The 22461-nt window shown below is 38.9% G+C and carries 18 protein-coding genes; 10 read left to right on the plus strand and 8 right to left on the minus strand.

The features are described 5' to 3' along the window. Genes ACPF64_RS13485 through ACPF64_RS13505 form a run of 5 tightly spaced genes read left to right on the plus strand, consistent with a single transcriptional unit; the run spans position 1 to position 6689 of the window. Positions 1 to 1572 (plus strand): ABC transporter substrate-binding protein, encoded by a 1572-nt coding sequence (locus tag ACPF64_RS13485; RefSeq protein ID WP_426453851.1) that lies wholly within the window; start codon positions 1 to 3, stop codon positions 1570 to 1572. A gap of 5 nt (positions 1573 to 1577) precedes the next feature. Continuing rightward, positions 1578 to 2729, plus strand: a complete 1152-nt coding sequence (locus ACPF64_RS13490; protein WP_426453853.1) for an ABC transporter permease — start codon at positions 1578 to 1580, stop codon at positions 2727 to 2729. Continuing rightward, positions 2726 to 3574 (plus strand): ABC transporter permease, encoded by an 849-nt coding sequence (locus ACPF64_RS13495; RefSeq protein WP_426453855.1) that lies wholly within the window; start codon positions 2726 to 2728, stop codon positions 3572 to 3574. Before ACPF64_RS13490 ends, ACPF64_RS13495 begins: the two co-directional genes overlap by 4 nt. Positions 3575 to 3576: 2 nt before the next feature. Continuing rightward, a complete protein-coding gene (locus ACPF64_RS13500; protein ID WP_426453857.1) occupies positions 3577 to 5394 on the plus strand; it encodes an ABC transporter ATP-binding protein in 1818 nt (605 codons plus the stop codon). A gap of 26 nt (positions 5395 to 5420) precedes the next feature. Then, positions 5421 to 6689 (plus strand): acyl-CoA dehydrogenase family protein, encoded by a 1269-nt coding sequence (locus tag ACPF64_RS13505; RefSeq protein ID WP_426453859.1) that lies wholly within the window; start codon positions 5421 to 5423, stop codon positions 6687 to 6689. A gap of 328 nt (positions 6690 to 7017) precedes the next feature. Here ACPF64_RS13505 and ACPF64_RS13510 read toward each other — a convergent pair whose 3' ends face one another. Then, positions 7018 to 8070 carry an ABC transporter substrate-binding protein gene (locus ACPF64_RS13510; protein WP_426456148.1) on the minus strand — a complete coding sequence of 351 codons (1053 nt, stop codon included), beginning with the start codon at positions 8068 to 8070 and terminating at the stop codon, positions 7018 to 7020. Between the two features lie 283 nt (positions 8071 to 8353). Between ACPF64_RS13510 and ACPF64_RS13515 the strand changes: the two genes are divergently transcribed. The 4 genes from ACPF64_RS13515 (at position 8354) to ACPF64_RS13530 (ending at position 15952) form a co-directional block, all read left to right on the plus strand. After that, a complete protein-coding gene (locus ACPF64_RS13515) occupies positions 8354 to 10165 on the plus strand; it encodes an ABC transporter ATP-binding protein (RefSeq protein WP_426453861.1) in 1812 nt (603 codons plus the stop codon). Continuing rightward, positions 10162 to 11994 (plus strand): ABC transporter ATP-binding protein, encoded by a 1833-nt coding sequence (locus ACPF64_RS13520; RefSeq protein ID WP_426453864.1) that lies wholly within the window; start codon positions 10162 to 10164, stop codon positions 11992 to 11994. Before ACPF64_RS13515 ends, ACPF64_RS13520 begins: the two co-directional genes overlap by 4 nt. Positions 11995 to 12159: 165 nt before the next feature. After that, on the plus strand, positions 12160 to 14652 hold the full coding sequence (locus tag ACPF64_RS13525; RefSeq protein WP_426453866.1) for a TonB-dependent receptor plug domain-containing protein: 2493 nt from the start codon (positions 12160 to 12162) through the stop codon (positions 14650 to 14652). A 37-nt stretch (positions 14653 to 14689) separates the two neighbouring features. Continuing rightward, a complete protein-coding gene (locus ACPF64_RS13530) occupies positions 14690 to 15952 on the plus strand; it encodes a lipase family protein (RefSeq protein WP_426453868.1) in 1263 nt (420 codons plus the stop codon). Between the two features lie 94 nt (positions 15953 to 16046). Here the strand turns inward: ACPF64_RS13530 and ACPF64_RS13535 are convergent, their stop codons facing one another. Then, complete coding sequence (locus tag ACPF64_RS13535) at positions 16047 to 17135, minus strand: LLM class flavin-dependent oxidoreductase (RefSeq protein WP_426453870.1); 1089 nt, start codon at positions 17133 to 17135, stop codon at positions 16047 to 16049. 315 nt (positions 17136 to 17450) lie between these two features. Here ACPF64_RS13535 and ACPF64_RS13540 point away from each other — a divergent pair, with 315 nt between their 5' ends. Then, positions 17451 to 18527 (plus strand): sigma-54 interaction domain-containing protein, encoded by a 1077-nt coding sequence (locus ACPF64_RS13540; RefSeq protein WP_426453872.1) that lies wholly within the window; start codon positions 17451 to 17453, stop codon positions 18525 to 18527. Between the two features lie 29 nt (positions 18528 to 18556). Here ACPF64_RS13540 and tatC read toward each other — a convergent pair whose 3' ends face one another. The 6 genes from tatC to ACPF64_RS13570 form a co-directional block, all read right to left on the minus strand. Then, positions 18557 to 19303 carry a twin-arginine translocase subunit TatC gene (gene tatC, locus ACPF64_RS13545; RefSeq protein WP_426453874.1) on the minus strand — a complete coding sequence of 249 codons (747 nt, stop codon included), beginning with the start codon at positions 19301 to 19303 and terminating at the stop codon, positions 18557 to 18559. Beyond that, the gene (tatB, locus tag ACPF64_RS13550; protein ID WP_426453876.1) at positions 19300 to 19716 is read right to left on the minus strand and encodes a Sec-independent protein translocase protein TatB; all 417 of its coding nucleotides are present in this window, start codon (positions 19714 to 19716) and stop codon (positions 19300 to 19302) included. Before tatB ends, tatC begins: the two co-directional genes overlap by 4 nt. Before the next feature lie 13 nt (positions 19717 to 19729). Continuing rightward, positions 19730 to 19945, minus strand: a complete 216-nt coding sequence (locus ACPF64_RS13555) for a Sec-independent protein translocase subunit TatA (RefSeq protein ID WP_005040670.1) — start codon at positions 19943 to 19945, stop codon at positions 19730 to 19732. Between the two features lie 96 nt (positions 19946 to 20041). Beyond that, on the minus strand, positions 20042 to 20812 hold the full coding sequence (locus ACPF64_RS13560; protein ID WP_426453879.1) for an ABC transporter ATP-binding protein: 771 nt from the start codon (positions 20810 to 20812) through the stop codon (positions 20042 to 20044). A gap of 19 nt (positions 20813 to 20831) precedes the next feature. After that, positions 20832 to 21620, minus strand: a complete 789-nt coding sequence (locus ACPF64_RS13565) for an ABC transporter permease (RefSeq protein ID WP_426453881.1) — start codon at positions 21618 to 21620, stop codon at positions 20832 to 20834. Next, on the minus strand, positions 21620 to 22459 hold the full coding sequence (locus tag ACPF64_RS13570) for an ABC transporter permease (protein ID WP_426453883.1): 840 nt from the start codon (positions 22457 to 22459) through the stop codon (positions 21620 to 21622). Before ACPF64_RS13570 ends, ACPF64_RS13565 begins: the two co-directional genes overlap by 1 nt. Between the last annotated feature and the right edge of the window lie 2 nt (positions 22460 to 22461).

The raw sequence follows: 22461 nt of genomic DNA on the forward strand, positions 1-22461 counted from the left end.
ATGAATAAAATTACACGTAGAGAACTGATTAAACAGACTGGATTAGGTGTTGGCGCTTTTGCTGCAATCAGCCTTGTCGGGTGCTCTAAACCAGACTCATCGTCTGAGAGTGCTACTGCTGGTACAGCCCAAAATGATACGCCGAAAAAAGGTGGTGTTATCAAAATTGGGGTGATCAATGGTAATCAAGCTGGCAATTTAGATGCACATAAACCTATTGGTATGTCCAGTGCGTTTAGAGGCTGGCCTTTATATGCAAAGTTATGGGAATGGGGCAGAGATATTCAGCCTAAACTCGCACTTGCTGAATTTGCTGAACCAAATAATGACGGCACGAAATGGATTATTCGCTTAAAAAAAGGGCTTGAATTTCACCACGGTAAAACCATTACTGCCGATGATGTTATTTTCTCTTTACGTCGTTTGACTGACCCCAAGCTCGCTTCTCCATTTGCAGCCTATCTTTATTCTTTGCAAAGAGATGCAATTAAAAAGCGCGATGAATACACGGTTGAAATTCCTTTTTCTCAAGGAAAAGGATTGGTTGCTTTACCAGAAGCATGGATGAGCTGGGGAGGCATAGTTCCTACAGATTATGACCCAGTTAAAAATGTCGTGGGGGCTGGACCCTTTAAGCTTGAAAGTTTTACACCGGGTCAGCGTTCACGCTTTGTTCGTTTTGAAAATTACTGGAAAGAAAACCAGCCTTACGCCGATGCAATAGAAATCATTGATTTTAAAGATCAGACAGGGCGTCTTGCTGCCTTGCAATCAGGCCAAATTGATATTGCGTCTGGTGTAAGTGCGGAGCACATTGCTTTAATTCAAGCCAATAAACGATTGAATCTAGTTTCATCTGAAACAGATGCTTGGCAATCATTTGATATGAATACGTCTAAAGCACCGTTCAATGACCTACGAGTGCGACAAGCTTTTCGACTAATTGCCAATAGAGACGATTTGGTGAAACGCGCTTTGGCTGGTCAAGGGCGAGTTGCAAATGACCTTTATTCATTTAGTGATCCCGTATATGACCATAGCATTGCTCAGCGTAAGCAAGATTTAAATAAAGCTAAAGCTTTAATCAAAGAAGCTGGTTTTAATAACAATTTAACTATCGATTTATATACAGGCCCAGATAGCAATGCGGCATTGGTTTTTGCTCAGCATGCTGCTCAGGCAGGTGTCATCGTTAATGTTAAACAGGTTGAAGCTGCTACTTTTGCGGATGCAGTAAAACAAGATTGGGCATTTAGTACAGGCTCGAACGTTTCACGTCCTTTCTTATTAACAGTCTTGCAAATTGATGGGCCGGGTGCGGCAAATAATAAAACTCGTTTTAAGAACGAGCGCTTTACAGAACTAGTGCATGCGGCATTGCAACAACCCGATTTGGAAAAACGAAAAGTTCTTGTTCATGAAGCACAGCATATTCAGCATGAGCAAGGCGGTTTACTCATTTGGGGCTTTAATAATGTACTCGATGCACATTCGAGCCAAATTGGTGGTGTAACGCCTGATCGCACAGGCTTTGCTGCATGGCGTACTGATGAATTTTGGCGTAGAGGGTAACCGATATGACAATTCAATCCAGCAAAATAGAGGCATCAATCCAACATCCGACAATTGCCAAGTCATTTGAATTTCCTGCGTGGTTACCTTGGTTTTTGACACGTTTGGTATCAGGGGCATTGGTTGTTTTTGTTATTAGCCTCATTGTATTCATTGCCACACAGGCACTCCCATCGGATCCGGCTCGCGTCATTTTAGGTCCAGAAGCACCTGAAGCCACGGTTCAAATACTTCGTGAACAATTAGGCTTGAATGATCCAATATTGCTTCAATACTGGCATTGGTTGAGTCAATTGTTACAAGGTAATTTTGGACGCTCGATTGATTCCAATGTACCTGTTGTGCAGATTGTTCAGAATTATTTTGGTAATACAGTTGCACTCACGAGCCTCGTTATTGTCATTACTATACCGCTTTCAGTCGTGCTGGGTGTGTGGCTATCGCTCCGCCGTGACAGCAAGTTAGATCGGATTATTGTCTCCAGTTCGATTCTGTTTAAAGCAGTGCCGGGGTTTGTGATTGCGATTTGGTTAATGATGTTTTTTTCAACATCGGTTTTACACATATTACCAGCAGCATCGTTGCTGATTCCTAATGAGTCGCCTTATAGCCAACTAGAATTTTTAATTTTACCAATTTTAACTTTAGCTTTATCACTCATTCCATATCTGATGCGTTTAGTGCGTGGTTCTATGATTGATGCGCTAGAGTCGGAATATGTGACCTCTGCACGGCTGCGTGGTATTCCTGAGCGACGGATTATTTGGAAACATGTTTTACCAAATGCATTGGTGCCAGTGGTGCAGGGAACAGCATTGACCATACGAGTTCTGCTGAGTGGTGCTCTCATTATTGAGGTGGTTTTCAGTTACCCCGGTATTGGTAATGCGCTCAATGCAGCAATCGAAATGAGGGATATCCCGACCATTCAAGCAATCGTTTTATTGCTCACCATTTGTGTGGTGGTTGTTAATTTAATTGCAGATTTAATCACGACTTTACTCACACCCAAAATACGAACTGCAAAAAGACATAAAGCACGTTCGCCAGGCCGACGTCAGGCATTACGTTTATGGAAGTCTGGCCGGCCAATTACAGTAAAACCTGTAGACCGTCGCAATGCTTTAAAGAATATTCAGCAAGGAGGTGGGAAATGAGCTCACTTCATTGGTACAAAAGAAACTTTTTTCAAACATTAATTCGTGAAAGACAAGTACGTTTTGGATTTGTAGTCACAGCTCTAGTTTTGATTTTCGCACTGGTTGGACCGTTATTTGTTGCATTTGAGCCGACTGCATTGGTCGGCATGACTTATGGACCACCTGAAGGAAAATCATTTTTAGGTTATGACTATATTGGTCATGATGTTTGGTCACGTGTACTTGCTGGCGGTGCTTCAATTATCTGGATGACGCTGGCTGCCAGTTTGGTCGCATTAATTATTGGTTCTAGTTTAGGCATATTAGCTGCTTTTGCCCGAAACAAGATTGATCAGTTCGTGACTTGGCTGACTGATGTTTTTATGGCCTTTCCCGATCTTATTTTAGTCTTACTTATTGTTTCGATGTTAGGGCGGCAACCTTGGCTGATTGTTTTAACGGTTTCAATTGCTTTTATTCCCGGAGTTATACGTCTTGCACGAAGCGTTGCACTTAATTTAGTGGAACAAGAATATATCGAAGCTGCCCGAATTCTTGGTTATTCAAAAACCTATATTTTATTTCGTGAAATTTTACCCAATATGTTGACGCCGTTATTGATTCATCTCGGTGTGATGCTGACTTGGGCGGTGGGTATGTTATCGGGTTTGGCTTTTCTTGGTTATGGTGTGGCACCTCCAGCAGCAGATTGGGGGCTCATGATTAATGAAAATCGCGCTGGTTTATTAGTTCAACCATGGGCCGTGTTTGCTCCTGTCATTTTAATTGCTTTGTTTGCACTCGGAACGAATGTATTGGCAGAGGGCGTTGGACGTGCAGCAGCTCGGATTGAGGAAAAATAAACATGGCAAATACATTTAAAAATACAGTATTGACCGTAACAGACTTAACTGTGGCATTGGTAAACACCGGTAATCACATCGTTTCTAATATTTCATTTAGCTTGCGAGAAGGTGAAGTTCTAGGGCTAGTCGGAGAGAGTGGTTCGGGTAAAACGACATTATCAAGTGCCTTATTGGGCTATGCACGACATGGTGCCAAGATTATCCAAGGGACTATTGAACTGGACGATGAAGATATTCTCAGTTTAGATGATCATGCTTTACGTCAGGTTCGTGGCTATAAAATTAGTCATGTCGCTCAAGATCTTGGAACGGCACTCAACCCAGCATTAAGTATTGGTCAACATTTATTTGAATTATTAGAAGTCCATCAATCACAGTTATCTAGTGCTGAAAAATACCAAAAGGTTGCCAAAATTTTAGATGAAGTGGGTTTGCCTCATGATGAACCATTTCTCAAACGCTACCCTCATCAGCTTTCTGGTGGTCAACAACAACGAATTTTATTGGCCTTGGCATTCTTGCTACAGCCACGTTTGATTGTTTTAGATGAGCCAACCACTGCCTTAGATGTGACAACGCAGACCTTGGTGCTGAATATCATTCGTAAATTATGTCGGGAATATAACGTTGCCGCTATTTATGTATCGCATGATTTAACGGTTGTAAAAGACATTGCAGATCGGGTGATTGTTCTGTATTCAGGGCAAATTGCTGAAGATGCAGTATTAACTCAATTATTTGAAACACCAAAACATCCTTATACACAAGGTTTACTCAACGCCATTCCTGATGTGGCTATTCGTAAATATTTATCTCCAATTGAAGGTCATGCTCCTTCACCAAATGAGCGTCCAGCAGGGTGTGCATTTGCTGCACGTTGTACTTTCGCTACCGAAATATGTCGCCAAAAACAACCCGAATTAACTCAATTAAAAGATGAGTTTGACCCGCATTTTGTTGCTTGTCACCATTCAGATGAAGTCTGTGTGATTAATTTTAAAGAGATTGATCATCCGGTACGTGAATTAGAAAGTGACACAGAAGCACTGTTAAAAGTTGAACATATTAATGCTTGGTATGGGCAGCAACAGGCACTTTTTGATATCTCGTTTCAATTAAAAAAAGGCGAATGTTTAGCATTGGTCGGCGAGTCGGGGTCGGGTAAAACCACGCTATCCCGTGTTATTGCTGGGTTGAATGAAAATGCAGATGGACAAATTACATTAGCAGATGAAGTCTTGTCATTGCGTGGACAACAGCGTCATTTGCAGCAGCGACATAAACTACAATATATCTTTCAGAACCCTTATAAAGCCTTAAATCCAGCGCATACGATTGGTCAGACATTAATTAAGGTCGTGCAGCATTTCTTTGGAACATCTCGACAAGAAGCCCTAGAAAAAGTCAAGCAGGTACTTAAACAAGTCTCTCTGCCTATACAAGTTCAAGAACTCTATCCTAGAGATTTATCGGGTGGGGAGCGACAACGTGTGGCTATCGCGCGAGCTTTACTGTGCCAACCTGATGTTTTGATTTGTGATGAGATTACCTCTGCTTTGGATGTTTCAGTTCAGGCATCTATTTTAAAACTGCTACAAGACCTTCAGCAGCAAGGTGTGACCTTACTATTTGTGACCCATAACCTAGGGGTTGTTCGTGCAATCGCCGATCGGGTCGCCGTATTAAAAAATGGACATATTGTTGAATACGGTGAAACAGACCAAGTACTCAGTCATCCTCAACATATATATACCAAAACTTTGCTTACACATGCGCCAAGCTTGTTTAAAAACAACGTGCTTGAAGTTTGCGCATAAAAAAAACAGATTTTCCGGAGTTAAAAATGAACGATATTAACCAACGTAATTTTTTAGAATTAGGTAGCGTAAGACATATTCAAAGCGAGCAAGAAGCACTTGATATTGCAAAAGAGGTGGCAGATCAACTGAATCAATTTGCTCGAGACCCGAGTTATAACAAAACGGTGCCTTATGATCAGGCTCGCTTAATTTCAGAAGCTGGTTTAACCGCGATTATTGTACCCAAGCAATTTGGGGGCTTAGGCGCCAATATTTCAACGTTGGTCAATGTGGTGAAAATTATTTCATCCGCCGATGGTGGTGTAGGTCAGTTATTGCAGATTCACTTCACCATGTTTCGAGGAATTTTAACGGGCTATGACGATGAAATTCGTGATCAATTACTTGCCGATGTATTAAGTGGAAAACGTTTGGGCAATGCACTTGCAGAAGTGGGGGGCAAAGATAAGTTTCAGCATAAAACACGCGTAGAACGAAATGCGGAAGGACAATTAATTTTAAACGGCAGTAAGTTTTATTCTACGGGTTCTTTACTCGCAGAATGGATTTCTTTATTTGCTGGTAGTGATGATGGACCAGTCTCAATTTTAATTCATCGAGATACGCAGGGAGTAGAGTTGCTCAATGACTGGGATGCGATGGGCCAAAATAATAGCGTCAGTGGCACTGTTAATTTTAAAGATGTGGTTGTTGATGAACGTTATATTGCTAAGCGAAATACAGGCGGTTTAGGCACGGTTTTACGTACGGGTCTTACTTGGCCCCAAATTTTACATGCTGCAATGGATACAGGAATTGCCAAAGGAGCATTACAAGGCGGGATTGATTATTTACAACATCATGCTCGTCCTTGGGTAGAAAGTGGTGTTGATTCGCCTACCCATGAATCTCATATCATTAAACAAATTGGTGAGTTTGCTGTTTTGGTTCGTTCGGCTGAGGCATTACTAGATCGTTCTGCACAAATTTTTGAACAGCATTTGGCAAATGTAGAAGATGAAGACTTACAAACTGAACTAATTTTATCGGTTGCTACTACACGAAGTCAGTCTGATCATGCATCTTTAAAAATTTCGAGTGAAATTTTTGGATTACTCGGGGCAAGTTCAACCTTATCCAAATGGAACCTAGATCGTTTCTGGCGTAATGCACGAACCCATACCACTCACGACCCAATTCGTTGGCGGTTATATCATGTTGGAAATTATTATTTAAATAATATTCCACCAGGAGAATACAATTCAGTGCTTCTGAAGAAGCAGGCGGAAAATGTGACTAAATTTAATAAATAATCCGAGTTCGAAAGTAAATATGATACTCGGAAACGTCATCTGCAACCTGCATGGTGTAAACAAGAGACTGTTTCTACGATAGGTTTTAATAAATCCAAGAAAAGAACAGGTTTTGCAGATGACAATGCCTTTGGTTACTTTGGGCGAAACCAAAGTAACTCCAGCTGAAAGCTAATCCTAAAATTGGATAAGACTCCGTTAAAATAATTGTTATTAAAGAGATTAACATTACCCATGCCAACTACTACGATAGTTTATAGTTACTTGAATTTAGATGCTGAAAATAAAAAAGGTTGTCATCAAGACAACCTTTTTGCTTTTTGTACTGTTAAGCCACTTGAGCTTGAATAGAAATATCTTGTGCCAACCATTCACGAACATTAATTTGTGCAGGAATAAAGTTCCAGCGATAGAGAAAGTCACTCAGGTCTTGTAAGGCAATAATAGAAGTCTCATTAAAGTTGGTGTTCAGTTTTAAATGAGCATTTTCCCCATAAGCTGCATGAACCCATTGCTCACTACTATTACATTCTTTTGCTAGATAACGATGGGTTTCATCAGCGTGTGCATGGGCCCATTGTTCTGCTTGTAAAACAGCATCGACAATCGATTGCGCTTGCTCTGGATAGTGCGTTAGAAAATCTTCATCAACAGTGAGTGTTCTTGGTGTGCCATTATTGGAGCGTAGAATAGGGTCTGGATGTGAGCCAATATCAATAATGGTATGCAGGGCGAAGTCATGAGCAATTTGCGCAGCATGTGCACCTTTTAGAAAAATAGCATCAACATCACCTTTAATTAATGCCACGATTTCTGCACTTGCATTAATTTTGTTGCGATTGCCATAAAAACTAGAATCATTTTCTTCAGGCTGTTGTTGCTGTGCGGCTAAAATATCTGCTCGTAAACAATCAACCAACTCAAGATCGCTCACCTCCAGATTTACTGTTTTTAAGGCATTTTCTAACCCTCGAATAGCCTGTGCGCGAGAGAAATCAATAATTGCATCTTGATTCAGTGGAATACCAAAACGTTTGTCTTTTAGGTCGACAACAGTTTTGATGTTTGAATCGTAGCGTGTTAACAATAATTGAACTTCATCAGCCCAAGATAAGCCAATCACTTTAGTTTTTTGACCAGATGCATATGCCCAGATTGCAGGAATACTGCCGCCATGTCGAACTGAGTTGGCAAGGGTATGGTTAAAATGAGAGTTACGAATATCTTTGGAGTTTGATTCTCGAATTGATTTAATTTCAATCTGTTGCTCATTAAACTTTTCTTTGAGCCAACCTTTTTGAATTGAAATACCTAGGCCTGTTGGTACAGGGCAGCGTGTATACCAAAGTGTGTTTAATGGTTGAGTTTGAAGTGTTGTCATCATGACATCCTTTTGTGGTTTCTACGCTTTAAAGCAAAATTGATGCCATTCATTAATTTATTGATATTTAATGATTATTTTTGATATCGTTTTTTATGATGTTGATATATCAAATTTTGTTGCGATTACAGCAAATCATTTACGCTAGTGTTTTAAAATCAACACCCCCATAAATAGTGAACTATAAAATTAATATAAAACAATGGTTTAAAATCTTTTTAGAGGTCATTAATTTGGCATGAATCTCGCAATAAAACGGAATCTTAAATTTTTACTATCTTTTATGTTTAAAAATTATCCATTATTACGAAGTTTGGCTTTATACCGTTTTATGCCATTTCGTTTCTTATTGACGGCGACCTTATTTGTGATTGCAAATATAGGGTTAGCACTCCAACAATATTCAATCGGACATGCGATTGATACCTTAAAACACAGTGAGCGAGAAACCTTATTTCAGCATGCTATTTCTGATCCTTTAAACCCATGGTTTTGGTTCATTCTTCTTACGAGTATTGCTGGTATTAGGGCTGTTATTCAGTATTTGGCAGGGCTAAGTGCTTTAAGCATTGGCCAGCAATTACTAAGTATTTTAAGAGAAAGAATCTTTAGCCAAGTACAGCATTTAGATGTTTCATGGCACTGGAAACATGGGTTAGGAGAGGTGCTATCTCGAACAACCCGTGATTCAGATAAATTAAAAGAAGCTCTTATTAATTTTTGGCGACAAGTGTTTGAATCGAGCTTGGTTGTTACTGTAACCGTTGGACTCTTGTGTTGGTATCATCCTTGGCTCGGACTAGTTCCTTTATTATTTATTTTTCTAGGGCTGTGGGTCCTCTTTAATCTGACCAATCAATTGGTGGTGCTAGATCATCAAGTCGCATCCGCCTACGAAAAAGTTAGCGATACCTTAGCAGAAAGTGTGAATGGAGTTCGGGTAGTCAAAGCTTTTCAACTCGAAGAGAAACTTTTACAGCGTTTTAATCATGCTGTAGATCTATTTATTCATCACTCTATTCAAACCATAAGCACAAGTGCGAAACGCTTGCCCATACCACAAGTGATTATTGCGTGTTCCTATTTATGGGTGATTGGCTTTGGTGCTTATTTAATTGGCCAAAACGAGTTGCAGGTAGGGCAGTTTGTAGCTGCGATACTCATGGCAAATTTATTGGTGTTTCGTATTGAAAGTATTGGGCAGGTCTTACAAATTTTTGCTGATGCTCGTTCTTCGGCAACAAGAATATGGCAAATGCTTGATGAAAAGTCTGCAATTGAAGACCAACCACACCCATTGCCGTTGCAATGGAGTGATGGGTTAAATATTAGATTAGAAAATGTAAGCTTTCAGGATAAAACAACACAAAAGTTTATTTTAAAGCAATGCCATGTTGAATTTCGTGCAGGTGAAATCATCACTATTGTAGGTAAAACTGGCTCAGGTAAAACTACTTTGATGAATTTACTTAATCGGTTTATTGACCCAACAGAAGGGCAAGTCCTGATTGGTTCTGAGCAACAGGGATGGATCAATATCAAAGATTTAAGCCTATTTGAATTACGCCATTTGGTTCAGATTATTCCCCAAGAAAATTTCTTTTTCAGTGGCACATTGGCAGATAACTTAAGAATTGCTAAGCAAGATGCAACTGAGCAAGAGATGCGAGACGCTTTACATTTAGCTTCCGCATCCGAATTATTACAACGGCTTGATGATGGATTAGACACTTTGATTGGAGATAAAGGCGTTACTTTATCTGGAGGACAAAAACAGCGGATTGCTTTGGCTCGTTCCATCTTAAAAAACTCGCCAATTTTAGCCTTAGATGACTCAACCAGTGCTTTGGATTCGACCACAGAAAAACAGGTTTTACAGCGTCTATCAGCGCTTTCTGATATGGGAAATCATTTTAAGAAAACCATTATTATCAACTCGAATAAACAAACCACGATTGCTTTATCTGACCGAATTATTGTTATAGATCAAGGGCAAATTATTGCTCAGGGAACACATAATAAATTGGTACAAAGTTGTTCATTCTATCGAGAGTTGATGGGTTTTGAGTTGCCACAACAGGAGCTTGAAGCATGAATACCAGTGTTAAAAATTTCCGCCCATTTGCAAAATCAGCCGATCTACAGATCGAAGAAAATTTGGCAAATGCCTCAATCCATAGAGGAATGCTAAAAAAACTTATTCCTTTGGTTTATCCCATCCGTTACTTGCTGCTTGCGTTAATTGCAGTAGAAATTTTACAAGTGATGAGCGTTTTTGTTCGGCCTTGGGTGGTGAAATATATTTTAGATTCGGGCTTTCAGCAAATTGCTGGAAAAATGGTATTGAATCAGCCTGTTTTATTGATTGCGATTAGCATTTTAACGTTAAGTTGGATTTGTCGTTTTGCTTTAGCAGGTGTATCAAAATATCTTTCAGGCCGAGCAGCGTTGAAAGTGATTAATGGTTTAAGGCGTACTTTGTTCCAGCATATTCAAAGTTTAAACATTGGCTATTTTGACCGTACTAAAGCCGGCAGAATTATTTCACGGGCAGATCGTGACGTTGATACTTTAGAGCCTGTTTTAATACAAGGACCACCCGAATTACTTTCAGCGATTTTGCGTTGTAGTCTGGCTTCAGTTCTTCTTTGGCATATTTATCCACCATTTTTCTGGTGCTTATTTGCAACTTTACCAATCTTATTTGGGATGACAGCCTTTTTTAAGAAATCATCGCAAAAACACTGGGGAAGAGTTGCCGAAGAACGCAGTCGATTTACTGCCCATTTGGTTGAAACTGTAAATGGCGCAAAAATCATCCAGCAGTTAAATTACACCGAAACAAATCAATCCCGTTATCAGGATTTATTAAAAGATTTTAATAACTCTATTATTTATGGCAGCAAGCGGACCAGTTGGTTTGCACCCTTTACAGGATTACTTTCGACTGTAGCCACAGCCGGATTTATTGTGATTGGTAGTTATGCCTATAGTGGTGGAATGATTAGTATTGGTCAGTTCGCCGAAAGTATTTTCTATGTGTTTTTATTCTTAGCTCCCTTACAGGGACTTACCGATTTATTTGAACGTTATGCAAACGGGGCCGCATGTGCACAACGTATATTTTTACTTTTAGATACGCAATCTAGAATTCAAGAACAACCGAATGCTGTGAAGCTTGAGCAGTTGAATGGTCATATTCGATTTCAAGGGGTACATTTTGCTTATACCCATAAGCCGGTTTTACAAAATTTTAATTTAGAGATTGAAGCTGGAAAAATAATTGCGATTGTAGGGCCAACAGGACATGGGAAAAGTACGATTGTCCAGTTGTTAACGAGGTTTTATGAACCTCAGCAGGGCGGAATTTTTCTAGATCGTTACCCCATCCAAAATATTCGTCTTGCCAGTTTAAGACAGCATGTGAGTATTGTTTTACAAGATAATGTTTTATTTAGTGGAACGATTTTAGATAACTTACGTCTAGTTCAACCTAATGCTTCAGATCAGGTGCTTATCGCGGCAATTGAAGACTTGGGGGCAAATGAGATTTTGCAACAACTTCCACAAGGGTATTTCACTGAAGTAGGAACCCTCGGTAAATACCTAAGTCATGGGCAAAGACAGCTGGTTTGTTTGGTTCGTGCATATTTAGCAAATCCTAAAATATTAATCTTAGATGAAGCTACTTCTGCAATCGATATCTATACCGAGCAAAAAATACAATATGCACTCAGACGCTTATGCCAAAATCGAACATGTATTGTTATTGCACATCGGCTGAGTACGATTCGTGAGGCCGATAAAATTGTGGTGATCAAAAACGGTCATGTTGTAGAAGAGGGTTCGCATGAACAGTTAATACAGCAAGAAACAGCATATTTTCAGTTATATCAGTCGTATCTTCAAAATCAACTGGTCTAAACATCTTCGAAATTGAAAACTGTAGTTTTATAAACATTTTTTTGAATCATTGTTTAAATTTAAACAATGATTCTTTTATTTTAATTAATTAAGTTATTGATAATAAATAATTTAAATATTGGCATTGGCTTTGCTATATCGGTCTAGATCGTTAAGGAAGCTCATATGCGTACATATTTTTCTCAATTTATTATTCAGTCCTCACTTTTTGCACTGAGTGCACTTACTGCTTCAATTGCTTTGGCAAACGACCAAAAGAATTTGTCAGAGAAAGAGGATGTCATCACATTACAATCTGTTGTTGTCACGGGTTCTAGACGAGCCATTAGTAGTTCTCTCGATGCACCTGCACCCGTTGATATTTTAACTGCCAAAGAGTTACAAGAGACTGGTGCAACTGATCTTGCAGCAGCGTTAACACGGCTGTCTCCTTCGGTGACTTTACCGAGTTCTCCTGCAGGTGGGTTTGGGGCATCGGTTCCGCCAAGTATTGCACTTAGAGGATTATCAGCTGATCAAACTCTAATTTTAATTAATGGAAAACGTCGTCATACTTCAGCTTATTTCACCCGTCAAGCCTATGCAGGCGGAAGAGGTGCGGCGGTAACTGATTTAAGTTTAATTCCAGTAAGTGCGATTGAGCGTATAGAAATCTTACGGGATGGTGCTGCTGCACAATATGGATCAGATGCAATCGCCGGTGTCGTTAATATTATTTTGAAATCAAGAGATCATGGGGGTGGAGTAAGCTATCAAACTGGCGGTTATATCCAAGGAGATGGTGAACAACATAAAGTTAATCTTTGGAAAGGTTTTGCATTACCTAACGATGGTGCTTTGACTATTGCATTAGATTTAGGCAAGCGTGAAGCTGCAAGTAACACGGCGCCAGATACACGAACTTTTTATGATGGTTCAACCAAGGCTCAATATACAGAACAAAATACACCCTATAGAACATGGAAATTTGGTTCACCAGAACAAAAAAATCAAATCAATGTAACGGCGAATTTAGATTTACCTTTGACGGATGACGTTGCACTTTATGGCTTTAGTAGCTACGGACACCGTAAAACGATAGGGGAAAACTTTTATGAGCCGCCAACAACCAAAACAGTACTGAATCAATCCAGCTATTTTAAAGAACGTTATCCAGATGGACGCTCACCATTAAGCTTAGTCACTGTAGATGATTTTGCAACCACAGTTGGAGTTAAAAAGGGAGAGCAAGCGTCAGGTAAATATGATCTTTATGCGACCTATGGGCAAAATAAAGTGAGTACCGAACAAGGTAACGGTATTAACCCAAGTTACGGCTCAAATTCTCCTTCAAACTATGACTTGGGTGAAAATATCTTTGCGCAATTAAATACAGGGCTAGACTATAGCCGTGATATTGCAATTGACTGGTTAGCAAGCCCACTCACGTTATCTACAGGGGTTTTATATCGTTGGGAGCAATATAAGCAAAATGCTGGTGATCCAATTGCCTATACCCGAGGCCCATATTTCAATCCAAGCACAACTTTAGGAGTTGGAGTTCCGGGGATATATGCTGGAATTACAGACCAAGATGAACGAAAAATTAGTCGCGATGTTTACGGTGTCTATCTAGATTTAGAAGCAGATATTATTAAAAACTTGAATGTGGGTGCCGCTGTTCGAAGTGAAAAATATTCAGACTTTGGCTCGACAACAAACGGAAAATTATTTGCTAAATATGATGTATCACCTAAATTTACGGTACGTGGTTCAGTAAATACAGGCTATAGGGCGCCGTCATTGGCACAGCAGGGCTATTCGGCTTATAGCGTACAAACAGTGCAGACCCCTTCAGGTTGGCAAGATGTTCAACAAAGAACTTTAGTTGCAGGCAGTGAGGCGGCTTTACTCATTGGAGGAACTTCTCTTAAACCTGAGAAATCGACGAATTATTCTTTAGGTTTTGTTTGGAAGCCTCTTGCCAATACATCGGCAACTTTGGACCTTTATCAAATCGATATTAAAAATCGTATTTTGCTTTCAGACAATATTACTGGAAGCGTAATTACCAATGCTTTTGCCAATACACCGTATTCAAACATTGCCAATGTGGCGTTCTTCAATAATTTATTAGATACACGTACCCAAGGCGTAGAGCTCGCGCTTAAGCATGATTTAAACCTTGAACAATATGGCAAGTTAAATCTGAATCTAGGTCTGGCATATAACAAAAATGAAATTACGGAAACAAGAGATTCTATTACCGCAAAAGGTGAGCGAATTCCTGTTTCAAGCATTGCAGGACGAAATACACAAAGCCTCATTGAGTCCGCTGCACCAAAGACAAAGCTAACGCTTGGCGCACTTTGGTCAAATCAAGCATGGAGCGTGAATACAGCAATCCGCCGTTACGATAAATGGACCACTTTAAATAATACCAATACTGCACTAGACCAAACCTTTGACCCTCAGTGGATTGCAGATTTGGATATTGGATACAAAGCGGATGCATTTGTGAAAGGTCTAAAATTCAATTTAGGCGCGATCAATTTATTTAATAGCCATCCTGATCAAGCCAAAGATTCCTCGGTCGGCAACATCGTCAAATATAGTTTTAATGCACCTGAAGGAGCATTTGGAACGTATTTATATGGCCGCGTAAGTTACGAATTTTAAATCAAAAATGATGAAACAAATTTTAAGGTAAATGACAATGCAACATACTTTTTTATCAACGTTATGCAAGTTTTCTTTAATCACAACAGTTTTAACTTCGAGTTGTTTGGCAAATGCTCAACAAGCTCCAGCGCCTGAAGATAAATATGGAGATGGCCGAGTTTCTGAGTTTTACACATGGAAATCGGTTATTCCAAATCAAGCTGGAAAATTATTAAAAACAGAAGCTATTCATAATCCTTATATTCGTTTGGCAAATGACAGTCAGGCCATCCGAATTCTCTACAGTTCTACCAGTGGTAAAGATAGCAAAACCCCTATTGTGGTTTCAGGAAGTATTCACTTACCAAAAGGAACGCCTCCTAAAGAGGGTTGGCCAGTGGTGTTATGGGCACATGGTACGGTCGGTTTGGCCGATGCTTGTGCGCCGTCTTGGAGTGGACGATCATACCGAGATGTACAATATCTAAATCGTTGGCTTAAAGAAGGATTTGCTGTCGTTGCAACAGATTACGAAGGTTTAGGTGTTGCAGGACCGCATTTGTTAATTAATAACCCAATGCTGGCTTATAGTATTTTAGATAGTGGTAGAGCTGCTCTCAAAACCAAGTTACCACTTGCTAATAAGTTTGTGATTGTTGGTCAATCTCAAGGAGGCGCTGGGGCTGTTGCGGCTTCTTCCTATTCGGCAACCTACGCACCTGACTTAAATATTAAAGGTTCAATTGGTACAGGCGTGATATATCAAGATCCTGAAGCGACGCCTGAAAAAAATCAGTTGAAGTTAAATCCTTACGAAGTCAGCCCATCACTGGCTTATGGCATCTATAGTTTCTTAGTGACACAAAGTTTATATCCAGAAATTAAAACAGAAGATATTTTCACGCCTGAAGCTGCTCCTTTAGTTGAACAAGCAAGAAATGCCTGCTTAACAAGTTTTATGGGAGATATTCAAACCGCAGGGCTTTCGCCAGCACAAGCATATAAACCTAATCCGCCGGCAAGCTATAAAAAGCTGCAAGAGAAACAGTCGAATGATTACGGTTATTATCCTACATTAAAAATCAGTCACCCATTGTTTATTGGAACAGGGGCAAATGACCGAACACCAGATGCCCGTTCTCAAATGAAACTGGTGGCTGATGCTTGTAAAGCTGGTACAGTTGTCGAAGGCCATTTGTATCATGGCTTAGGCCATAGCGAAACTGTTAATGCCTCTTTAAAAGATTCAATTCCGTTTGCTAAAAAGGTGATTGCAGGAGAGAAAATTCAGGCTGTTTGTAAACCTGACTTGCAATAAAAGATGAAATAAAGATTTTCTCACTGAAGAAAATCTTTATTTTAAAAAGCCGCTCTTTAAAAATATTGAATGAGCGGCTTTATGCTTTAAATGTTTAAGCGATTTGTTTTAATCTTTTGGCTACCTCTTCACGTACAGCGGGGATGATATAACGACCATAGTCGACCGTATCATAAATAGGATCGTAGCCACGATTTAAAAAAGTCGTAACCCCTAAATCTACATAGTCGAGTAATGCCGCAATAATGGTGTCTGGCGTACCAACTAGGGCAGTCGTATCGCCATAAGCCCCTACAGCAGTTGCAGTTGGCATCCACAATGCACGGTCATGTCGATCACCTTGCTGGGCTGCTGCTAATAAGCGCTGTGAACCAATACCTTTGATTTTATGTCCAGATAATGTGCCGTTATTTTGAAAAGTAGGATTATTTTGAATGTCTGAAAGAATCTGTTCTGCTCGTTGCCAAGCAAGTTCTTCGGTTGGGCCAATAATAAGACGTACAGATAAGCTAACAGGAGGCTGCGGTTTATTGGCTTTTTCTGCTGCGAGCTTCAATTTAGTAATTTGCTCTTTTACTCCAGCTAGTGGCTCACCCCATAGTGAATAAAGATCTGCATGGCGGACTGCAATATCATAAGCAATATCTGATGAGCCACCGAATGAAATCGGGATTGTGCCGTTGACTGGCTTTAGCGGGCAAAAAGCATTATCTAACTTAAAGTATTTACCTTCATAGCTAATGGGTTGATCACTTTTCCAGAGTTTCTGGATGATATCTAGATATTCACCCGTCCGCTCATAGCGCTGAACTTTATCAACAATATAATCTCCCTCTTGAGGCTCAGCTGTAATTCCAGTAATTGCATGTAAACGTATTCTCCCACCACCAGTAGTATGGTCAAGCGTAGCAAAAGAACGTGCAGCAAGATTTGGAGTGAGGAGTGCAGGACGATGGGCAATCATAAATCCAAGACGTTCTGTATGTTGGGCAAGGTATGCCGCAATTTGTGCACTGTCTGGGCTGCTTGGTCCGCTAGCAATTAAGACTTTATCAAAACCCGCATATTCATGTGCCCGTGCATGATAACGTAGATATTCGAGGTCAATTTTATGACCAATACGTGTTCCTTTGGTTTCAGACCATTGGTTAGGGAAAACCATACCTACAAATTCGATGCTCATTATTAAACCTATTTTTTGGATTTTAAATGAATGAGCAAAATAAATGCCAAGCTTTATACCTATATAAATCAAATGTTGTAGTAATTTATAATTATTTTAATGTTTGGATTTAATCAAAAAGACAACATTGTGTTTAAGAAGCAACATATCACAAAAAAAGAATTGTGTTGATTTTTAATTTATAAGAGAAAATATTCTTAGAATAAAATAGGTGAATTTTGGATTAAATATCTTTATTTATTATTTATTAAAAAACACCCTGAAATGTAATATAGCCTTTTAGAATGCTTATATCATAAGTTTTATGGGGCAATTATGAAGACCTTTTTAGATAATGATTATAAAGTAATTACTTTGCCTGATAATGGTGTTCCTGTAAAACCAATAAGAGCAAAAGCAATTATCTTTTCAGATCAAAACTCCCGTAAATTATTAAATCAAGTGGAAACGATTGCTCCAAGCTCTGCCAGCGTCATCATTCAAGGTGAATCTGGAACAGGCAAAGAGTTAATTGCACGTGAAATTCATTTGAAAAGTGATCGTAAAAATAAGCCTTTTCTTGCAGTCAATTGTGGTGCTTTAGTCGAGACACTTGCTGAGTCTGAACTGTTTGGTTATGAAGCTGGGGCTTTTACGGGTGCAAACAAAACACGAGCTGGTATTTTTGAAACAGCCGATGGTGGCACTTTATTTTTAGATGAGGTAGGTGAGTTACCACTATCTTTACAAGTTAAGCTGTTAAGGGTATTGCAAGAAAAAGAAGTGGTACGTGTGGGTGGTCGAAAACCGATCCCAATTAATGTCCGTATTTTGTCGGGGACGCACGTCGATTTACGTAAGGCTGTAGCAGAAAATAAGTTCCGTCTAGATTTATATTATCGCTTGAATGTAGTTGTGCTTAATATTTTGCCATTGCGTGAACGTAAAGGAGATATTTTACCTTTGGTTGATTTCTTCTTAAGTTCATACTCTCAGAAGCTCATTACCACTAAACCCAATATTAGTGATAGAGCAAGAAATGCGCTGCTGAACTATAGCTGGCCCGGCAACATTCGTGAGCTAGAAAACAATATCCATTATGCTTTGCTAGTGAGAGGCGGTCAAACAATTGATCTTGAGCACTTAAGATTTTCTGAGGAAACGGGTTCCGCCGTGTTACCCGATAATGATCTTATTCAAGAGTTTGAGAATATCTTAAAGCGTTTATTTCAGGAGTATGATGGGGAAGCTTGGCATATTATTGAAGATAAAATAGTAAATACTGCATTTTCAAGTTGCTGGAATAATCAGGTTAAGACTGCAAAAATGTTAGGTCTATCTCGTAATGTTTTACGTAATCTTCTATCGAGATATAACTTACTACCTAATAAGAATGAAAATGAAATCGCTTAATGATTTTTTATAAAAAAAACATCCATTTTTTAATGGATGTTTTTTTGCGTTGTGAATTTTGTGACCCATAAACCCAATTCAAATAACAGCCACATTGGGACTGCAAGAGCAAGCATGCTGAAAACATCAGGAGGGGTAATAAACATTGCAATAAAAAAGAAGAATACAATGATGTGTTTGCGATGTGCTTCTAGCTGTTGGATAGAAATAAGACCAATAAAAATAAGAATATAAGTTAAAACTGGAATTTGAAAGGCCAGACCAAACGCCAGAAAAAGCTTTAAACAAAAATCCAGATAGCTATTGATATCCGTCATGGGTAACACATTATCAGGCGATGCCAATACGAAGAACTTTAAAGCAAGTGGCAAAATTAAAGTATAGGCAAACACAATTCCTAAATAAAATAAAAGGTTACTCGAAAGCACGAGTGCTATACCGAACCTTTTTTCTTTTTGATAAAGTGCGGGAGCAACAAACTGCCAAAATTGATAAAGAATAAAGGGAATACTTAATAAAATCGCAAAATAAATATTGAGTTTAAAGGGTGCTAAAAATGTACTCATGACATCTGTTGCAATCATGGAGGAATTGCTAGGAAGTAATGAAATTAAAGGATGAGCAAGAAAATGGTAGTTCTTCTGAGCAAGCGGAAGTAATAATAAAAAAATCGCTAAAACAATACCAATGCTATAGATCAGCCGTTTTCTTAATTCTTTTAAATGTTCGCTATATTTCATTTCAGTGAGGCTTTCACTGACAATATGTTCCGTCATGCGGCTTGATCCTCACTGAATTTATTGGCTGTTTTAAAATGAGCTAAAAATGGTGTCTTTAACTCATCTTGTGAACGGGTATAGATATAGTCATTGATGCACCGTGCTTTGGTTTTTTGTTCAATAGAAACAGATATTTGTACATTTTCAATTTCTTGTTGCATGAGAGCGAGTTGTTGTTTGAGCTGCTCTTCATTTTGTTTTATTTTTTGCAGCTCTTCTTGCATGACTCTCTTAAGTTCGATCAGGTCAAGTTCGTTTTCAATATCATTTTGAATTTTACTAATTTGGTTCTTAACTGCTCTGTATTTAAGGAGGACTGATCTTAACGTGTGAGGAAGCTTTTCAGGTCCTAAAATAATAAGCGCAATAATTGCAAAAGCTAATAACTCTCCAAAGCTGATATTAAACATAATAATAAATCACTCATATTTTATTTTGTTTTTCATTATGTGATTCAACTGGACTAATATCTTTGTATTGCTGGTTTTGCAATAATTTCTGATCATCAGAATTAACTGAATCTTTAAAGTCTTTAATTGCACCACCTAAGTCTTTACCTAGATTTTTTAACTTTGAAGTTCCAAATAATAAAATAACAATCACTGCAAACAGTAAAATATGCCAAATAGATAAACCCATTTTCTCTATCCTATATTAATTAAATGTAAATAATATTAATATCACGATATTATATTTTTTCTAAATCATATTAATATCGATCAATATTCAAATTAGTTATGCTGTTTGATCTAGCATATTAAGTGCCTGATTGCGGAAACCAAATAGAAGTTCACTTTCTTTATGCCGAGGATGTGTCAAAGGAACTTGAATAATTTCTTTAATTTTTCCTGGTCGGGCTGACATTACAATCACACGGTCTCCGAGATAGACAGCTTCTTCAATATCATGGGTGACTAAAATCATGGTGATTTTTTCGTGTTGCCAGATACGCTGAAGTTCAGCTTGTAAGTGACTCCGTGTGATGGCATCTAAAGCACCAAAAGGCTCATCCAAAAGTAAAATATCGGGTTTATTGACGAGTCCACGGGCAATTGCAACACGTTGTGCCATACCACCCGAAAGCTCATGTGGATAAGCATTTTCAAAACCCTTCAGCCCGACAATTTCTATATGCTCATTTACCCGTAAATTTCGCTCTTCACGGGTGAGTGGAGTCTCTTCAAGTGCTAAATGGATATTTTCAAAAACAGTAAGCCACGGAAGTAATCGGTGCTCTTGAAAGATAAGACCACGTTTTAAATCGGTGCCTTTTATCTGGGTTTGATTTAGTAGAATTTCACCGTCATAGTCCTGATCTAATCCAGCAATAAGACGTAATAGTGTTGATTTTCCACAGCCACTACTACCAACAATCGAGATAAATTCGCCTTGCTCAATGTTGAGGTTAATCCCATCTAAAACGGTCAACGTATTTTGATCACGTTGAAAAGATTTATTGAGTTTTTTAATAGAAAGTAGTGAGAACGACATATAAATTCCTAACAATATTTTTTAAAAAGACAAATTAGGTACGCCATTGCAGCAGGCGTTTTGAAATAAGATGAATACTTGCGGTCATGAAAGCTCCACACAGAGTCACCGTGATCGCGCAAACCAACAGAATATCCATTTCGGCATTAATTTCGGCTTTCATCATTAAGTTGCCGAGTCCGGCACCCGCATTGAATAGCAACTCACTTGCTGTCGTGGTGATCCAAGTAAATGGCACGGCTAAATTTAAACCGGTTAAAATATGGGGTAGGGCTTGGGGAAGGCGTATTTTTTTAAATTTGCGCCAGAATGAAAATTGATAAATACGTGCGATTTCCTCGTATTTTGTATCATTGTGGCTGAGGCCCTGAAACGTATTGATTACTAATGGAAAAAACGAGGCAAGCGCGATAATAAAGATTTTTGCTTCTTCTCCATTACCAAACCATAAGGCAATTAAAGGTGTTAAACCCAGTAACGGTACTTGTCGAATACTGTTAAATAGTGGAGAAACGAGAGCATTTAAAACTTTTGAATAGGCAAGCAAAGTACCTAAAATTAATCCGCTTATCGAACCTAAGATGAATCCTATTCCAGCTTTTTTAAGGCTTCCCCACGTGTTTAGCCACAATTCACCTGTTTCCAGCAATTTAATAAATGCGAAATAAATGTTTTGCAAGGGAACAAATGCATAGGCATGACTGGCACCTAAGCTTGAGTTGTATTGCCATAACCCTAATAACAATAATGGTAGTACCAAGCCTTGTACTAAAATGATTGGCCGTTGCCATGTCTGTTTTAAAGTAAATGAACGCTGAGACATTATTTCTCCCTCGAACTGAGTGCAGGTGAGATAAAGCGGTGTTCTACTAAACGTAAAACTTTATCCAAACCAAACCCGACCACGCCTGTGATAAACACACCAACCATCACAACATCTAAGCGCAACATTTGACGCCCTAGTTCCATCATTTGCCCAATACCCGTTCCAGCTGCCAGTAGTTCAACGGCAACTAAAATCAACCATGCACGACCAAGTGCAATTCGTAGCCCACCAATTAACGGCGGGAGTATGGATGGAAGAACAATAAGCCTGAGCCAAGCACGTGTTTTAAGCTGGTAGATTTGTCCTAGTTCAATATATTTTTTGGGAATATTTTTGACTGCATCGGCCGTTGCTAACGCTATTGGAAAAAAACAGGCCTTTATAATCAGTAAAATTTTAAATAATTCACCAATCCCAAAAACTAAAATAAAAATGGGAATAAGGACAAAGATTGGAATTTGATAAAGAACGTTGAATAAAATATAGGTGTAATTACGGAACGTTGTGTTTGCTCCATAAGCAATACCAAAAGCAATTGCACTGATTGCGGCGATAGAAAATCCCAAAAACAGACGAGAAAGACTATCTTTGAGATGCATTTGAAGCTCACCACTTTGTAACAACGCAATGAAAGTATTCCAGACAGTTTTAGGCGGCACCAAAATTTGGGTTGGGAAAATCTGTAAAGAACTGATCAACTGCCAAATGAGTAATACTAATAAGGGTGAAATCACAGAGAGCAGCCCATACACCTTTTTAGAAGAAAATTTCTTACGGAGTGGGGTTTTAAATAAAACGTTATTTTGCTCAATAAGTGGCTTTACTAGTATTTTCATGG

Origin of the sequence: Acinetobacter sp. KB005 (assembly GCF_049949095.1) — a bacterium.
In the GTDB taxonomy this organism is placed as follows: domain Bacteria; phylum Pseudomonadota; class Gammaproteobacteria; order Pseudomonadales; family Moraxellaceae; genus Acinetobacter; species Acinetobacter calcoaceticus.

Bases quoted from the DNA above. Each gene is read 5' to 3' on its own strand.
- ACPF64_RS13535 (WP_426453870.1), bottom strand. From the start codon at position 17,135: ATGAGCATCGAATTTGTAGGTATGGTTTTCCCTAACCAATGGTCTGAA.
- ACPF64_RS13570 (WP_426453883.1), bottom strand. From the start codon at position 22,459: ATGAAAATACTAGTAAAGCCACTTATTGAGCAAAATAACGTTTTATTT.
- ACPF64_RS13565 (WP_426453881.1), bottom strand. From the start codon at position 21,620: ATGTCTCAGCGTTCATTTACTTTAAAACAGACATGGCAACGGCCAATC.
- ACPF64_RS13540 (WP_426453872.1), top strand. From the start codon at position 17,451: ATGAAGACCTTTTTAGATAATGATTATAAAGTAATTACTTTGCCTGAT.
- ACPF64_RS13485 (WP_426453851.1), top strand. From the start codon at position 1: ATGAATAAAATTACACGTAGAGAACTGATTAAACAGACTGGATTAGGT.
- ACPF64_RS13520 (WP_426453864.1), top strand. From the start codon at position 10,162: ATGAATACCAGTGTTAAAAATTTCCGCCCATTTGCAAAATCAGCCGAT.
- ACPF64_RS13505 (WP_426453859.1), top strand. From the start codon at position 5,421: ATGAACGATATTAACCAACGTAATTTTTTAGAATTAGGTAGCGTAAGA.
- tatB (WP_426453876.1), bottom strand. From the start codon at position 19,716: ATGTTTAATATCAGCTTTGGAGAGTTATTAGCTTTTGCAATTATTGCG.
- ACPF64_RS13525 (WP_426453866.1), top strand. From the start codon at position 12,160: ATGCGTACATATTTTTCTCAATTTATTATTCAGTCCTCACTTTTTGCA.
- ACPF64_RS13490 (WP_426453853.1), top strand. From the start codon at position 1,578: ATGACAATTCAATCCAGCAAAATAGAGGCATCAATCCAACATCCGACA.
- ACPF64_RS13530 (WP_426453868.1), top strand. From the start codon at position 14,690: ATGCAACATACTTTTTTATCAACGTTATGCAAGTTTTCTTTAATCACA.
- ACPF64_RS13495 (WP_426453855.1), top strand. From the start codon at position 2,726: ATGAGCTCACTTCATTGGTACAAAAGAAACTTTTTTCAAACATTAATT.
- ACPF64_RS13555 (WP_005040670.1), bottom strand. From the start codon at position 19,945: ATGGGTTTATCTATTTGGCATATTTTACTGTTTGCAGTGATTGTTATT.
- ACPF64_RS13515 (WP_426453861.1), top strand. From the start codon at position 8,354: ATGTTTAAAAATTATCCATTATTACGAAGTTTGGCTTTATACCGTTTT.
- ACPF64_RS13500 (WP_426453857.1), top strand. From the start codon at position 3,577: ATGGCAAATACATTTAAAAATACAGTATTGACCGTAACAGACTTAACT.
- tatC (WP_426453874.1), bottom strand. From the start codon at position 19,303: ATGACGGAACATATTGTCAGTGAAAGCCTCACTGAAATGAAATATAGC.
- ACPF64_RS13510 (WP_426456148.1), bottom strand. From the start codon at position 8,070: ATGACAACACTTCAAACTCAACCATTAAACACACTTTGGTATACACGC.